Genomic DNA, 17681 nt, shown 5'->3' on the forward strand with positions numbered 1-17681 from the left:
CTAGGAGAAGGCGCGCAGCCTATATTTATAGGTGAGCACCTTCGACAAGGAAGCATGGCGACAATAGCAAGCTAATCAGCCATTAAAGGGCTTCTTCGATAGAGATGGCAATATCAAACACTTCATAAATACGCAGACCATCTTTACTTAGGCTGGCATTACCGGTGATGACCTTCTTGCCATCTTTGTCATCTTCGACTGAAGTGATGCTGACATCCATAGACATCTGCTTGTTTAATGGGTTGATCTGACCACGATACTTCCATTTGATGTTCGACAAAATTTGGCCGAACTTTGGATTTTTAAAGCCCGCACCCAAATCCTTGCTAATCGCATAAGTTTGCATGGTTTCGATAATTGCTTCAACACCTAGTGAGCCAGGCATCACTGGATCTTGATGGAAGTGGAACTGGAAGAACCAATCGCTTGGGTCAATCGTACGTTCAGCATACAGATAACCTAAACCTGCAGTGCCGCCATTATCAACAATCTCGACACTGTCGATAAAGTTAAGCTGACCACCGGCCAAACGGTAATGTGGTTGGCTTGCTGGTGCATTAAAGTGACGAGCACCTTTGTCCAGTAAGTTGACTGTGGTGTCTGCGGCAATGCCTTTTGCAACATGCCAAGGTTGAGTCACTTTACCATTATCCAGACCAAGCTGATCTTTCAGCGCCTCACCTTTAAAGTAACCAAACACTGCGGTGCCGCGATAGAAAGGTTCACCATCAGTACTGAGTTCGAAGCTGAAGCTTTGGATGATGTTGGTGCCGGCCATTACCGTAGAAAGTAAGCGTGAGTCATTGCGAATAGTTTTACCGCGTAAATCCACTTCACGCAGTAATTCACCTGCGCCATCTAGGTTACGGAAAAATAGTTCAAGTCCTGGGAAGCCTAATGTGGTGCCCATGTAACCTGAAATAAAGCCGTTAGGCTGCAGTGAAATTTCCATCAATATCGAGTATGGCATGGTGGATGCGTGGTTATTCTTGTCGAAATACCACGCGTCGCTTGGCACTTCGTACTCAGCAATACACGATGAAGGCTTTTTAAATTCGCCACGTTTACCGTTAACTTCAATAACACGCGTGGTGACTTGCAAATCGCCACAAGGGGTACGTGGTGGGATCATGCCGCGGTAGATTGAAAACTCTGGGCCGAAGCAGTTTTCGATGTTACCCGTAGCAAATTCAAACATGTGATACGGCGTAAACGGCACAGTATCAGGCACACGGTTTGGATAGTCCGGCGTGATAGGCGCTTCGACATGTGAAATTGGGATAACGCCTTTGTTCGGTGCTTTGCTCAAATCAGGAATTTGCGCCATTAGCGGGGCGTTAACTGATGCAGCTTGGTAGCCTTGCTTAGTTGATGCACTCGGTACTTGTTTCTCTGCCGTGCGCTCTAAAAGAGGGTAGCGAACACATTCGTTTTCCTCTTTTATCATCACGCCTAGGTTTTGGAAATCAACCACGGCTTTGCCGTTAAGCAAGATGTCGATATTGGCTTTGGCATACGGGCGAGGACTAAAACCGATTTCAGTGATTTCCATGCGGTAAGTCAGTACGCCAGATTGTGGCAATACCTGTCCGCGACAACGCACTTGTTGCGATGCATTTTCAAGCGGTTGGAAACGACCGTTTTGCGTTTGAGTGTGCATACCTAGGTGCAGCATATAGAACTGCAATAGTTGACCACAACCTTCAGCCATAAGAGAGCCTGCCATCACTTGGTCACCTTGGAAGTGACAAGGGAAGTACCAATGGTTTGCCTCTAGTTGCTTATGGCCTTCAATAAGCCCTAAACCCCAAGTGCCGCCATTGCGGTCAATCTTGCTCACTTGTTCGATCATCAAGAACTTCTCTGATGCGAAGCAAAGTGACGGTTGAGCTGCCCCTTGATGACTAGGACCAAAACAGCCTTCGATATCTGCGCTGAGAAGTTTATGGATCTCAGGGTAGCTAAAGCTGGTTTTAGGACAATCTAGCAGTGGGTTAAAGGTTTTCTTTACGACTAAGCTACGGGCTTTAACTTCGTCTTCAGTGCGAATAACACCTTTGCCGTCAGCCAGTTCTTCATCAGTGAAGAAACCAGCACAACCGCCGTCCATTTTAAGGATCATGGTGTCGCCAACAAAACACTCGTAAGAGAAGAAGAACAACAGTGTTTCGCCGTTACGAGCATAGTTGTTGATCTTAATATCGTAACGCAAGGTGTCGCCGCCACGTGGCAAATCGCCAAGGAAGGTCAGAGTACAATCAAGTAGGCGATAAACACGCTCACCTTTGTTTTCAAAGTCGATACCCAAATAGCTGATCAACATTAAGTCACATTGACCAGACTCTACCGCAACCGCCCATGGGATCTGGCCATCGACTAGGTAAGGCGCATCTTCAGGGATGTCGTATTCAGTGGTCATTGAACAAGGCTTGTACTCGTTCATGGTGGCATCAAGTTTGGTGACACGTGATACCAACAGGTAATCTGTGGTGGGTAGGCGAACGCGACGCGAATAACTGTCGATGATGGCGTAATCACTACCAAATACATTGCCAATATCGCCTTCTGCATATTCCACAAGATCGGCGTAGTTCCAGATACAAGGTTTAAGCGCAGGGCTTGGCGCAATATAAGGCGCGACGTTGGCATGATCCGGCGCAATGACAGCGACGTTAGCAGCGCTTACCGGCATAGCTTGTATAGTGGCTGGTGCGGTTAACACGGGTGCCGGTGCTGATACGATTGCTTGGCCGGTAACTTGTGCCAATTGTTGCTTTAATAGTGCATCGGCAACCAGCATTCCTGCTGAGCGACTTTTCAGAAAGGCATGATGCGCTTGCTGCGCTAATTGCTGATTCTGTTGAAACGCAGCTAAGTCACCTGCTGATACGTCAATTGCAGTGGCTGTATTGCTTACTTGAGTCGGTTTAACTTGAGTCGTCATAGATAAAGTGCCTAATGCTTGAGCCGAAACAGCAGCTGTTACTGGAACGGGGGCAGTTGTTGTACTCATAGGTAAGGTAGATTGCTGAGCTGTCTGTTGCGCTCTGGCAATAATAGGTTTGCTTGGCAGCGGGCGTACGCTAGAAGCGCTACCATTGGCAAATTTGTTCTGAATCGAGCTTAGAGCAGCTAACGGCGCATCATAAATATGCTGATAAATGTCACGACCCCCCAAGGTCACTTGTTTTATTAGCTGATGTTTGGCGTCAGATTTTAGCTCGCTGGCTAAACGTGCACGCAGCGCTTGTTGCTCGATATCGCTCTGGCTTAGCAGCAGCTGAGAAACTTGATTCTCGCTCACGTTGGTCACTATCGCTTTGCTATTAGACACTTTCGTGCGCGAAACCGTTAATAACCCGTGCAGCAAACTTGCCATACCGGCGGCGGCAAAGCAGTGGCCAACACGGCTATCTGCGCTGGTGGTCATCGCGTTAGGAAACGCTGCGCTAAGCGAGTGGCTTGCTGTTGTGGTCGTTAAGCTGCCTGGCGCGATGTTGGTTTCTAGCACACTAACACAGGCGCTATTGGTTGCAGCTTGGCTTAAAAGGGTAGCGGTAACACTTGATAGTTGCTGCGTATGACCAAATGCCAGTGCATCAATTTGACCGTAGGCACGGCCAGAGGTACTTTCATCTTTAACCAAGACAACCGCACCTGCACCTTCACCCACATTCCAACTGTTACCAGTATTAGTACTTGTATTAGTATTAGGCGTCATGGCCACTGGAGCAATACTGTTCTTTAAGATCACCTGCTCAAAACTGCCAGACAAGTCCACTGCAGCAATAACGACGGCATCAAGGTTGTCTTCAGTCATCAGGTTTTGCGCCACATCAATACAGCGGCTGACTGACTGCTCTGCTGCAGAGATGGTAAAGGCTGGACCATTAAAGTCCCACAGCGATGACACGCGAGACGCCATGATGTTACCAATAAAACTGGTGTACTGATTCAGTTTTGCGGCATCAAGGACGCTGTCCATTGCAATCGCTTCGAGTGCTTGATATTCATCTGCCGTTAAGTTCACGCCAATCGCCGCAAGGCTTTGCTGCAACTGAGTGTGCAAGTTAACGCGGCCACGGAACTGATGCAGTTCTAGCTCGGTTTCCATCGCCACTAACACAGCCACCTTCTGGCCCGGTTGTAGCTTGGCATCACGAATGGCTTCATCGGTGACTCGCATCAACATCAGTTGCTGTGAGATCAAGCGATCGTCTTCATTCGGTGGCAGTTTAAAGCGTAAGAAATCCAGTTCGAAATTATCAACATAAGCGCCTTTTGGCGCGCCGTTGAGGCCAAACTGAGCCAATAATTCAGGATGCTTTTCTAAGCCCTTCCAACGCTTGGTTGGCAGGGCAATAAAGGCATCGCTATTAGTTGCAATGGCGGTATCCAGCTGATTAATATTGCTCAGTGGACCAAAGTGCGAGCTTAGCCCGACAATTTTAAGCGGCGCTGGTGCCGCAGGTGCAACAACCGCTTTTAGCTTGGGAGCATCAGCGGAGGTTGGCGTATAAGATTCAAGTAACAGGTGCGCGTTGCAACCACCAAAACCAAATACCGACACACCAGCATGACGGGTTTTAACCCCTGCTATCGTATTGCTGGCTTTATCTGGCCAACCTTGGACTAAGCTTGGCAGTGTGGCTTTACCAAATAACTTATTAGGTGATGCAATCGCATCGCTAATGTTAATGCTTGGCGGCAATAAACCCTCTTTCATGGCAAAGATCATCTTCATGATCCCTGGCATTCCTGCCGCGGTGAGCAAATGGCCTAGGTTGGATTTTGCTGAACCGATAAGCGGCGCGCTCGACCCTTGCAGCTTGTCTCCAAAAAAGGTCTCCATTGAGGTGAGCTCTATTTTGTCCCCAAGCGGCGTTCCGGTGGCATGACATTCAATCACTTCAATGTCTTTTGGTTCTATATCACTGGCAGCAAAGGCACGCTCGAAGGCTTTTACCTGACCTTTAGGGTTCGGGCTCAGTACAAACTGGCCTTTACCGTCATTCGATAAACCGACACCACTGACTACGGCGTAGATTTTATCGTTGTCACGCTCGGCATCTTCAAGACGCTTAAGCACTAATACGCCAGCACCTTCACCGGCGAACAAGCCTTTACTATCACCGTCAAATGGCACTGATACGCCATGATCTGGGTAAGCATGGAAGATTGAGAATCCCATATTGATGAAGAACGGATCTGCGCCAGAAACTGCGCCCGCCAGCATCACATCTGCTTTGCCCGTGCTTAAGTAATCACAGGCAAGTTTGAGTGAGTAAACTGAGCTGGCACAAGCGGCATCAAGACTAAGCTGGGTGCTGCCAAGGCCTAATGCATCCGCAACCACTTTAGAAGTGTTGTGGGCAATTGCGCCGTTAGCACTTTCAAGGGTTGCTTCGTTATTGGCTCGGGCAGTGTCTGCATTGGTCGGGCTGAGCTTAAAGTTGTTGCTGGCCAATTTATCTTGCAGCGCTTTTTCTACTGCACTGTGATAAATCGGTAAAAACAGGTCGTTTGAGCGCTCTGTCGGGAATGACAATGCGCCCATGATAACGCCTGTGCGGCTGAGTAATTCATCGTTATCAAGTGAAATACCAGCATCTTCAAGGGCTTTACGACTGGTGTCGAGTGCCCATAAAAAGCTATGGTCTAAACCGTCTAAGCTATCAGCAGAGAGTTTGTAGCCGGCTGAGTCAAAGCTGAAGTTCTCAATGTAGCCGCCTTTATCACAATAAAAACGGTCTGACTGGCCTTGCACACCTTGGTAGTCAGCGCTGTTTGCACCTAACTTTTTATCGGTCAAGGTGCTGCGAGAATCTCGCTTATCGAGTAAGTTCTGCCAAAACTGTTGCGGGCTATTAGCATCTGGGTACAGAGTGGCTAAACCGACGATGGCAATCTTGCTTTGCTTGCTCGAAACGTGGTTAGAAGTGTTGTCTGTTACAGACATTAGACTTCCCCTTTGAGTGATGTAGTGTCATAGGACGAAGCGACAGCATTGCTGCGGTCTTGTTGGCCTTGGCCAGTGCTATTCGGTCGTTGCTTGCTCAATAAGGTGGTGCGGGCTATCTCGCGCACTAGTCCATCAATAAGCGGTGTGACTGACATTGGCACGCCATGGCTAATCAGTTGCCCTAGTGCTTTAATTAAGTTGACGGCATCGCTGCTGCCTTTTGCATTCATTGGCACAGTGCAGCAAGGTGCGTTTTCAAGTAGCGCGGCTGCGTTTGCATCCTGACTATCTTGCTTCGCAATCTTGTCAATTAAGGTGCAGTTTTGTCTGTCAGCCCCAAGCTCAACAAATAGCTTCGCGCCTTGACGTTGGGCGCTATGGATAAGCGCGGTAAAGTCCAAGGTATGACAAAAGGTGTCGGCAATCGATTGGGCGACAAGCTGGCTATTGAGTTGACTCGCTTGGTTAATCGCTTGATGGCGTGGCTCACTACCACAGAGGTTTGCTGCGCTAATGAATTTAATCTCATTGGGCAGTTCGTCTCGAAGCGGTTGCTGATAAAAGCTAACCACATTGTGATGCTCCACCATTGCTGGGGGAGTATGCATGGCGGTGACTCGATTAGCCGCAATGCCACGTTTACCCAGTGCAGACAGTAACGCTCTACATTGGCTTTCGCAGCCTGCGATGACGCAAGTATCGCCTTGGATGATCGCAATATAGGCGCGCGGGTAATCGACTAGCAAAGCTTTGATAGGCGCTGCTGGGCTGCGAACCACAAAACTATTCCAGACAATATCGGGCTCATTATTGCCCAGTTGCCACGCTTGTCTAACGGCGGTCAATTTTCCTGAAATCACCGAGGTAAAGAGAGCATCTGTTTGGGTTTTGCTAATCAACTCATGGGGATTTTTCCACACCCCAAGACTGGCCCACATCGACGCTTCACCCATAGAGTAACCCAATGCAAAGTCTGGACGAACCTTAAATTCATCGGTTAATAACTGCGTCAGGATATAACTGCTGCCAACACCCGCAATGGCTAAGTCACCTAAGTCCATCGCGGCTGCATGCTTGGGATCTAAATGATAGATCTGCTCAGCTTGCAGCATAGATTTTAGATCGCCTTCACGTTCAAGTTTGGCATATAGCGCTGGAAAGTATTGATGCAGTTCACTTAACATGTCGGCGTAAACCGTACCAACACCAGGATAGACAAAGGCAAGGCCTGCCTCAGCTTGATTACCCAGCGCATGAGCGGTGAAGTAGCTGCCGCTTGGGGTTTTGTACTGTGTCTGCTCGGCAATGGTTTTAGCCACTGCTGCCTTTAATGCACTTAGTTCAAGCTGCATAGCGGCAACTGAAGTCGCATTGAGTACGGCACAAAGCTGAGCTTTTGTCTCTGTTTTAGCGCTATTTGCTTTGTACTGCTTTAAATTATTGACCATGGCTTGCAACACGCTGGTATCACTGTGAGCAGTGTGCCCAGAGTGTTCAGTCGTTAGGGCTTCAAGTTCTGCCGCTAACGTGGTAATCGCAAGGCTAAGCTCTGCTTGGTTGTCACCGCACACGATAAACTGTAAACGCTGATGATTAAGTAAAGATTTAGCCGCGATAAAACCAGTGCCTTGAGCTATCACAAAGCTCACCGATTGCGGACCATTGTTAAAGCTAATAGCTGCAACGCGGGCTTGATGATACTCGGTAAACCAATAATGGCTTCTGGCTTGCTTTGGGCTTAATGCTACGCCGTTATTAAGCTCATCTCGATAGTGAGTGCGACTGGCAAGTTGGCTAATAAGTTGATGCACGGCAGCGAACTGCGCTTTGCTATCAAGGTCATTATGTTGCTCAAGCTTACTTAAATGTGCACCGTCACGCTTTGCCTGCGCGAGTGCACTCGTCAAGCTACTATCTGCACTGTTGCTGTTGGTATTAGCTCGCTGCATGGCAGTGAGCTGTGCGTGTGGATGTATTCTAAGTTGGGCCGCTTTCAACGCGGGCATCATTAATAACGCATGCTCGGTTGTGTTTAGCTGTACTAACTTACCATCTTCAATGGCGCTAATTGTGCGGTCTAACTGTTTTTCAAAACTAGCGTCTTTAAAGTCATCGACAGTGATTTTCACAATACTGTCGACTAACGAAGCCTCTTGTGTAGAGGCTAGCTCTGCACTGTTAGAGCCAGGGTTGTTAAGCCCTGAGCTGTTAACAACAGAGCGGTTAAAATCAGTGCGGTTAAGTTCTGGCAGCAATGCTGTCAGTTCATCATTGTTTAGCTCTATTGATGGCAACACCAAAAGTGCGATGCGCAGTGGCATCGCAATTTTGTCGATGGCTGACTCAGTCGCTGGGCTTAGTGGTTTAGTGGTCACTATTTAGCCTCGCCAAGCGTGTTGTCATGAGCGAGCGTGCTGTTATGAACAAGTGTGCTGTTATGAACAAGTGTGCTGTCATTCGAAAGAGTTGAATGGGCGATAAACGCATCATTCAGACTTTTACTAATGGTCACTTTAGCCGCGGTCATCTTAGCGCTTAGCTCACCATTTTCATGGTACAGAGCCACGTTAGCCGCTAGCGAACGCGCGCTGGTTTTAACCACGTCTAACTTAATAAAGCCGCGCTCACCAAATGCCATTGGGCTGTTGACCACAAACTCACCAATTGATGAGGGCAGGCTAGCCGCGCCATGTTTAAGTCTGGCCCAGACTAACATCGCTTGCAGTAACAAATCTTCAGCAAAGGGCTGGCAACCACCGACATGTGATTGTGCAACAAACTGAGCGCAGTCATTAGCATCAACCTCAGCGAGTTTCACTGTGGTGATTAAACTGTGGTCATCAAATTGCGTCACTGTGTCGATGCCCTGCAAACGTGGACCATGAAACAAGGTTCCGTTGGCATACAGGGTTGCTGCAGTGGTTACCGCTTGGCTTGCATCTAGCGCATACATCGCCGGTGTTAGCGGTTGTGTACGGACAGATGCATTGTCAAAGTCGCTATCACTGCTGGCGATTAATGTCGCTTTATATTGCGGGCGACCTTGGCTACTGATGAGGGCGCTAAGCGTCTTGCCATCATCAGATGGGGTTAACGCTAGCGTCATCTCTTGCGGCGCTAAGTCGTCAAATACAATGCCTTTCAGTAATTTGTAATCAATCACCTTTACGCAAGTACCTAACATTTCACTTGCCGCTTCGCGCATCCATTGGATAGCACACACCGTGGGTAGCACAGGGTTACCGCCAATGCGGTGGTCTTGAATAAAGACCAATGCATTGGGGTTAAGGCGACGAGTGAGTGTGACTGCAGTTAGCTGACCGTGGCCGAACTTTTTTGCATCATGCTGCGAGCGCGATGCAGTTTGCACCTCACCCGCATTAAGCTTTTTTACAGATGCTGCTCCAGTCGAAGCGTCAGCGCCTTGCATAGAGGTACCAACTAACAACTGTGCCCCCGTCTCACTGAGTAGCTGAGTCGCAAATAGTTCAGCGCCTGCTTGCAAAGGAATGACATATACACCGCGGTCGGTGAACATCTTCTTCAATGCTGCTGTGACCATGCCGCCATCCCAAGGGCCCCAGTTAAAGCTCATGACTTTAGCTTGTGGGTTGCGAGCAGTGAACTGCAGCGCCGCCTTGTTAAGGATGTCGTTAGACATGGCGTAATCACTTTGGCCAGTGTTGCCGTAAAAACCTGCAGCCGATGAGAACATCGCTAGCAGTTTGATGTTACTTGGCTCAAGTGTAGCAAGCAGTGCTTTAAGGCCATTAACCTTAGTGCCGTAAACTCGTGCTAGCTCTGCCAGTGTTTTGTCTTGAATATGCTTATCAGCAAGTACGCCAGCACCATGTATTAGGCCGGTTATTTCGCTTGAACGACCTTGTAGTGCTGCGCTAATAGCAGTGGTATCGGTGACATCCATGCTGACGTATTCAGCTGATGCGCCGACGCTAGCAAAGGCGTTTAATGCAGTATTGATTTCAATGCTGCTCTGCACTGGCCACACTAGGGCATCAACTTGCTTTGGCGTTGGCTTTTGACCCGTTGCGATAATATGCGCAATAGCGGCAGATTTAAGCTCGCTGGTTTGCTTACCCGCAGCCCAACTTGGCAATGCTTGTAATTCACTACGACCCGCTAAGATAAAGTGAGACTGAGTGCGACGGGCTAGGGCTAGTGCACATTCGAACGTGACGCCTTTAGCTCCCCCGGTCACCAGTATTTTATCTGAACTGTTTAGCTCTGCTTTCGCCGATTTATTGCTCGCTTCGCCTGCAATTAAGGTTACGCGGCTAATATCGCCGTGCTTATCGGTTGCAATACCCACTTCAGGTAATTGGGTATTGGCATCAAAAAGCTCGTTGGTAATAGCATCTGCGAAGTGCGTTGCATCAACATCGGTGGCGATATCTAATGCGCGGCAAAAAACAGTTGGCCATTCGTGACCGAGTGTTTTAGTTAATCCTGCTAACGCCGCTTGGTTAAGCTCTGCAGTTTGTAATGCTTGAGTATTGAGGTAGCCAAAGCCACCATCAATACGACTGACTGTCACGAAACAACGACGTGCATTGTTATCGACAGTCAACTTTGGTTGCAGCAGTTTAGCCCATAAGAACGCTTGGCTCAGGTGGTTAAAGCTTTGCTCATTTAAGTTTACTGCGTCGCCTTGATTACTATCACTGGCTTCTGGCTGTAGGTGAATGAATCCACCGATTGCACCGAGCTGTTGCTCGATTTGTGCAATGACAGCGTTAATACCAGCTTCGTCTGCTGATGTTGCTTGAAAGCTTGCTACATCGCTTGAAAGCGGTGAATGAGCATTGCCTTCAGGTAGTCGAACAACAGCCACTTTTAGCCCTTGTTTAACCAGTTTCTCTGCTAGTACACCTGCGTTGTGGCCATCATCTGTGATCACAACGTTTGTGTCTGCGGCGAAACAGTTTTCTAATTTGTCCGCCGCACTAAGCTTTTTTAGCGCCACCTCGCTATGAGGTGGTAGTTCAACACTTGGCTCTGCAGAGACTGCAATTGTTTGAGTTGCTGTTGCACTTGAAGAACCATCAGCCAGCTTAGAGTTCATATAGCTAACGATTTCGCCTAAGGTGCGACACTCGGCTAGATCTTCAGGATTGAGTTCAGGCAAGCTCGGAAGCTCATCTTGTACAGTCCCTAAAATCTCAACGCGCTTGATAGAGTCGATACCAAGGTCAGCTTCCATATCCATGCTCAATTCAAGCATTTCAGTTGGGTAGCCAGTCTTGTCGGCAACTACTGACATCATGGTGGCTTGTACTTTCTCTGCAGAGAGCGAGCCCTCAGCGGCTTGTAAAGGTAAAGTGTCTGCAACGCTTGTGCTTGGTGCTGTAGAATTTTCAGCAGACAGCTTAGAGTTCATGTAGCTAACGATTTCGCCAAGAGTACGACACTCTGCTAGATCTTCAGGGTTGAGTTCAGGTAAACCTGGAAGCTCATCTTGTACCGTTCCGAGAATTTCAACACGTTTGATAGAGTCGATACCAAGATCAGCTTCCATATCCATGCTCAGTTCAAGCATTTCAGTTGGGTAACCGGTCTTGTCTGCAACCACTGACATCATGGTGGCTTGTACTTTCTCTGCGCTCAAACCGCTAGTTGCTGTTGAAGCAGCAGGTGCTTCATTAATAACGGGTGTTGCAGATGTAGAAAGCTTGCTGTTCATGTAGCTAACAATTTCGCCAAGAGTACGACACTCTGCTAAATCTTCAGGGTTAAGCTCAGGCAGACCAGGAAGCTCATCTTGTACCGTACCGAGAATTTCAACGCGTTTGATAGAGTCGATACCAAGATCAGCTTCCATATCCATGCTCAGTTCAAGCATTTCAGTTGGGTAACCGGTCTTGTCTGCAACCACTGACATCATGGTCGCTTGTACTTTCTCAGCAGATAGGTCGTTAGATGAAACTGCAGTCACTGGCGCTTCGTTAACACTTGCTGCTGGTGAAAGCTTGCTGTTCATGTAGCTAACGATTTCGCCAAGAGTACGACACTCAGCTAAATCTTCAGGGTTAAGCTCAGGCAGAGCTGGTAGCTCATCCTGCACTGTACCTAGAATTTCTACACGCTTGATAGAGTCGATACCTAAATCGGCTTCCATATCCATTTCAAGTTCGAGCATTTCGGTAGGGTAACCGGTCTTTTCAGCGACAACAGACATCATGGTCGCCTGTACTTTTTCTGCTGATAGGCCAGTGGTTACTGGAGCTGCGTTCACTTGAGGAGCAACACTTGAAGAAAGTTGAGAGCCTTCAGCGGCACTTGTTGAGAGTTTGCTGTTCATGTAAGCCACGATTTCGCCAAGAGTACGACACTCAGCTAAATCTTCAGGGTTAAGCTCAGGCAGACCAGGTAGCTCATCTTGCACAGTACCCAAGATCTCAACGCGCTTGATAGAATCGATACCTAAATCGGCTTCCATATCCATTTCAAGCTCGAGCATCTCGGTAGGGTAACCGGTCTTTTCAGCAACAACAGACATCATGGTCGCCTGTACTTTTTCTGCTGATAGGCCATTAGTTACTGGAGCTACGTTTACTTGAGGAGCAACATTTGAAGAAAGTTGAGAGCCTTCAGCGGCACTTGTTGAGAGTTTGCTGTTCATGTAGCTAACGATTTCACCCAGTGTACGACACTCGGCTAAATCTTCTGGGCTTAGCTCTGGTAAGCCTGGTAGCTCATCCTGCACAGTACCTAAAATCTCAACACGTTTGATAGAGTCGATACCTAAATCGGCTTCCATATCCATTTCAAGTTCAAGCATCTCGGTTGGGTAACCAGTCTTTTCTGCCACAACTTCAAGCATGGTCGCTTGTACCTTCTCTGCAGACAGAGTCGCGCTGACTGTAGGAGATACTGGTGCAGCGACAACTGGCGCGGCAACAGGTTCGATACGCGCTGCGGGTGCAGCTTGGCGCTGAACTTGCGTCGCTGTAACGTGTGGCGCATTCACTACTGGAGCAACTACAGGAGCCGCTACTCTTGGCGCAACGATTGTTGCAACAACAGGTGCTGCTAGTGCAGGTGCAAGATTTTGAGTAACAGGCGCATAAACTGGGCTGACAATCGCAGTGCCGTTAAGCATGTTAAGCGCGGCATTATTGTTGCCTGCTTGCATCTCTAAGAATTGAGTGTGGCTTTGTACTGTTTGTGCTTGTAGCTGATGGAACTGCTCCATCGAACGTTGCAAGCTTTCAGGTAAAGCAACACCTGCGCCAGCCAGTTTAGTTTGCTCAGTCATTAAGGTGGTAAACGTCTCACCATATTGCTGTGGAATACTAAGGAATTGCTGATGCAGCTCCGCTGCTTGTTGCTGCGCGGCAAAGAACTGCGACAATGCATCAGTGCTAACACTGACGGTTGCTGGCTGAACTCTTGCTGCCTGAACTTTGGCAGGTTGTGCGGCTGCACTTGGAACGATTTGGCCATTAGGCGCTACATGCTCATTAGACATTGGTACTGCAATCTCCACGATCTTCTCTACTTCTTTTTCAATAACAGTTTGCACTTCGACGATTTTTTCAACTTCAACAATCTTTTCGACGATTTTCTCTTCGATGATGATTGTGCTTGTAACTGTTCCAGTCTCAAGCGACTTAGCCATTTTAGCGCGAGTCGCTGGGCTAATATGGTTAGCAGCGTTCAGTGTGATATTCATCGGTGAGCGTTTAGCTGGCGCGGCAATATCAGCTTGGTATGGATCGATATTATCAAGTTGCACACCCGCAACGGCAAGTTGCACTGCAGCTTGTTTAAGCTGTAGGTCACTGTCGCCCTTAGGGCTTGGGTTAACAGAGATGATGCAAAGTTCGTTTAACTTGTCGCTCAACGTACCCTGTACTAGCTTTTGCAAAATGTTCTTCGGACCAAACTCAACAAATACTCGCGCGCCAGCATCATACATAGCTTCTAGTTGCGTAGTGAAACGCACTGATTGAAGCATATGTTTCTTGAACGACGCCTTAACCTTGGCAGCTGTATTGTCGTAGAGTGCACCCGTTGCGTTTGAATATAACGCGCGGCTTGGCTTGGTAAACTTGGCAGTATCAATTGCTTTAGCGAAAGGCGCTTGAGCGTGACCGACAAGCTCGGTGTGGAAAGCACCTGACACTGGCAAGTTAATCGCTTTGTAACCTAACTCACTTAGTGCTTTTGCAGCGTCGCCTGTTGTGGCTGTAGGGCCGGCAATGACTGATTGTGTCGGCGCGTTATAGTTAGCCACTTTAACACCATCGAACTTAGCGATAGTACTTTCAAGCGTGGCTAAATCATCCGCTTTATGAATGATGGCAAACATGGCACCAGTGTCAGCTTCAACACCGTCTTTAGCCGCGGCTTTAGTTGCCATGGCATCGCCACGGGCAAAGGCCAGTTTGTAATAGTCGTCAGCTGAAATAACGCCAGCAGCACATAATGCGCTTAGCTCTCCAAAGCTGTGACCTGCAACCATATCGGCATTAAAACCAGCTGCAGTAAATAGTGCGTATTGACCCATTGAAACAGCGCCGATAGCGCTTTGCGCATTAGCGGTATTAGTCAATACCGCTTCTTGTGTCTTCACATCATCTTTATTAAAGACAGGTTTTGGATACAAGATTTGCGATAGAGGTGTTTTGTCGTTGGCGGCAAACACTTTATCTGCAGTGACTAATTGCTGACGCATCTCTGGGTAGTAACAAGCAAGGTCGCGTCCCATGTTGAGGTACTGCGAACCTTGACCAGCGAACAATGCAGCGACTTTGCCTGAGGCTTTGTTTGCAGCATCGACAATGGCGCTAGCACGGTAGCTGATGCCACCCGGTAGTTGCCATTGAGTGTCATCACTATTTGATAGCTTAGCGACGGTTTGCTTAATAAAGGTGGTTAATTCTGCAGCGTTATTGGCGACAAGGCCGATACGCGGTGCGTTGGCGGCGAGCTCACGTACTGTGAAGTTTTCAGCAGCATCTTTAAGGTTAAAGGCAGATTCAGCGCTTGAGGCTGCTAATGCATTCAGTTCTTTGATGAGTGCATCTTTGCTTTGAGCACTGACTAGGAAGCTTTGCGCCACTTGGCGTTGGCGATATTTTGCTTTTTCGCTGTCGATACGGCTATGTTCTGGTTTGTACTCTTCTAATACAAAGTGGAAGTTAGTACCACCAAAACCAAATGAGCTAATACCCGCACGGCGCGGCGTACCATCGACACGTGGTAACCAAGGGCGTGTTTCAGTATTGAGATAGAAAGGCGAGTTTTCGATATCAAGCTTTGGACTCGGCTGGCTAACGTTAATCGTTGCTGGCAATACTTTATGGTGTAGTGCTAAAGCCGCTTTAATCAGTCCAGCGGTACCCGCGGTTGATTTAGTGTGGCCAATCTGTGATTTCACTGAGCCAAGAGCAATGTGCTGCTTGGTGTCATCGCCTTCACTGAAGACTGAACACAGACCGGCAAATTCTGCGGCGTCACCTGCGGCAGTACCTGTTCCGTGCGCTTCGATAAGCCCTAACGTGTGCGGTGCAAAACCAGCATCGTCATAAGCGCGGTTAAGCGCTTTTGCTTGACCTTCAGGGCGTGGTGCATAGATAGATTTAAACTTACCATCTGATGAAGACCCCATGCCTTTAATGACCGAGTAAATTCGGTCGCCATCGCGCTCAGCATCTTCAAGACGCTTCAACGCGATCATGCCGATACCTTCACCAATCATCATCCCTTTTGAATCAATATCAAATGGCTGAATCGTTTCGTTAGTGGTGAATGCAGGCGTCTTTGAAAAACTCATGTACATAGAAGGCGAGTTGTCGGTACAGACGCCGCCAGTGATCATCATCTCTGAGCGACCTTCAACAAGTTCACTAAGCGCCATACGCATAGCGGCTAAAGAGCCTGCACATGCAGCGTCAACCACGCAGTTCATACCACCGAAATCGAAACGGTTAGCAATTCGGCCGGCAATCACGTTACCGAGTGAACCTGGGAACGAGTTCTCTTCCCAATGTACATATTGGTCTTGGAACTTTTTGATCAGCATTTCGCTGTCTTCGTCGCTAATGCCACTGTTGGCAAATACTTTCTTAAGCACAGGATATTGCAGACGCGCTGTTAAGCTGTGGCTGATTTTTTGTCCGCCACCCACGCCTAGCGTAATACCTATTTTGTCTCTGTCGTAACCTTCAGGCAGGTTAGCATCGGCAAGGACCTCTTTTGCGACAATCAAAGACAGTAGCTGTGATGAGTCAGTCAGTTCTAGGATATTTGGCGGCAGGCCAAACTCCATAGGGTTGAAGTCGACATCGGGTAAAAAGCCACCGCGCTTACAGTAGCTTTTATCTGGCGTGCTTTTATTGCTATCGAAGTAATCTTCTTTCTTCCAGTGGGTGTCTGGCAACTCGGTGATAGCATCAATTTTTTCGCTGATAAGATCCCAAAACTTGTTGAGATAACGCGAGTTAGCAAAAATGCTCGCCATACCAACAATTGCCACTGGCATGTCTTTTAAACGTTTATTTAAGCGAATATCAGCTTGCGAGTCTTGTGCTTGCTCTGGTGTAGCTGATGATTGTTCAGGTTTAGAGGTCTGGCTCATTATGAGTCTCCAGTGGATGCTTGTTTTTCAGGCATCTTATTGTTTGTTTTGGGCTTGTCTTTTGAGGTGCGGCGATTTGGCGTCGCACCAGGAAAGCGCTGTATAAAACTTTGATAGTTACTGACAAGTAACTTTCGTAAATGGAACGGCCCATGTTTAAGCACATAGGCCATGTATCTGTTGGTTGCTTGGGTATTACCATCTTGGTAGATGTCGAGGTAGATCCAGTCACTATGAGGATCGACGCCAAGCAAGATTGAGCTGGGTTGTTGTTCGGTTAATTGTGGTGGGATAGTCAAAGAGACCACTTGCACCACATTATCTGCATCAGGGCTTGGCAACGCTAAAGTCTGCGCTAGCGTTTCATAATGCAAGGTATAGGTTTTTACATCACTGCCTTGGGTGATCGGCAGCTGATTAAAATAGCGCATCGGTACATGCGGGCTTTTTATATCGCCCACACGGGAGACCCCGTAGCGCTTTAAGCAGCGCGCCAGTCCTGAGCGAGAAACATTAGGGTTAATAAATTTCTGCGTGGCTGTCAGTAATCTATCGAGTGGCATTTTCAGCTGATATCTTAATCCAACAACAACATATTCCTGTAGCGGCGTTAGCGTCGTGTTGAGATGGTGCGGTGTATTAGGCGTGTTTTCTATTGAATCACGCTTACGCCACTTTCGAACTGTAGCTTCACTGATATTCAACACTTTTGAAAGTTGACTGACACTGAGGTCTGACTCTTGGATGAATCGACGCATCTCTGGTGTCGTGGTGGCATTGCTGTGCCGAGTTTCAGTGGTACTTTGCGTACGCTTATTCGAATTAGTGCTTTCCGAACTTACACTTTCATTAACTTGCTCAGCCATCAATTTAGCGGTATCCGTTAATAATCTACTGGGACTTGATTACGTTTTTGTGACGAGTAAACTTCGCGAGAGTTCACCGTACATCGTAATTTAATCGGTATAATTTGACTACTGGATGAGCAGACTACATCAGGTTTCAGGGCAATACAATCACCTGGGACTTAATAATTACAGATACGACCAGATTCAGCGAACACTTGTAAGTTAAAGTGTTATTTTGTGTACCAAGTAACGTAAATGGGTTAAAGAG

General features: G+C 47.9%; 4 protein-coding genes. All 4 read right to left on the reverse strand.

The features are described 5' to 3' along the window. Positions 1–82: 82 nt before the first annotated feature. The 4 genes from CXF82_RS16290 to CXF82_RS16305 are packed head-to-tail and all read right to left on the reverse strand — an operon-like array spanning position 83 to position 17431. Complete coding sequence (locus CXF82_RS16290) at positions 83–5959, reverse strand: hotdog fold thioesterase (RefSeq protein ID WP_102044576.1); 5877 nt, start codon at positions 5957–5959, stop codon at positions 83–85. Then, entirely contained in the window at positions 5959–8337 is a 2379-nt protein-coding gene (locus tag CXF82_RS16295; RefSeq protein ID WP_308304387.1) for a PfaB family protein, read from the reverse strand. The genes CXF82_RS16290 and CXF82_RS16295 overlap by 1 nt, the downstream gene beginning before the upstream one ends. Further along, positions 8337–16565 (reverse strand): type I polyketide synthase, encoded by an 8229-nt coding sequence (locus tag CXF82_RS16300; protein ID WP_102044577.1) that lies wholly within the window; start codon positions 16563–16565, stop codon positions 8337–8339. The genes CXF82_RS16295 and CXF82_RS16300 overlap by 1 nt, the downstream gene beginning before the upstream one ends. Continuing rightward, complete coding sequence (locus CXF82_RS16305; protein WP_101092702.1) at positions 16565–17431, reverse strand: helix-turn-helix domain-containing protein; 867 nt, start codon at positions 17429–17431, stop codon at positions 16565–16567. The genes CXF82_RS16300 and CXF82_RS16305 overlap by 1 nt, the downstream gene beginning before the upstream one ends. Between the last annotated feature and the right edge of the window lie 250 nt (positions 17432–17681).

Source organism: Shewanella sp. GutDb-MelDb (assembly GCF_002836075.1).
Lineage (GTDB): Bacteria > Pseudomonadota > Gammaproteobacteria > Enterobacterales > Shewanellaceae > Shewanella.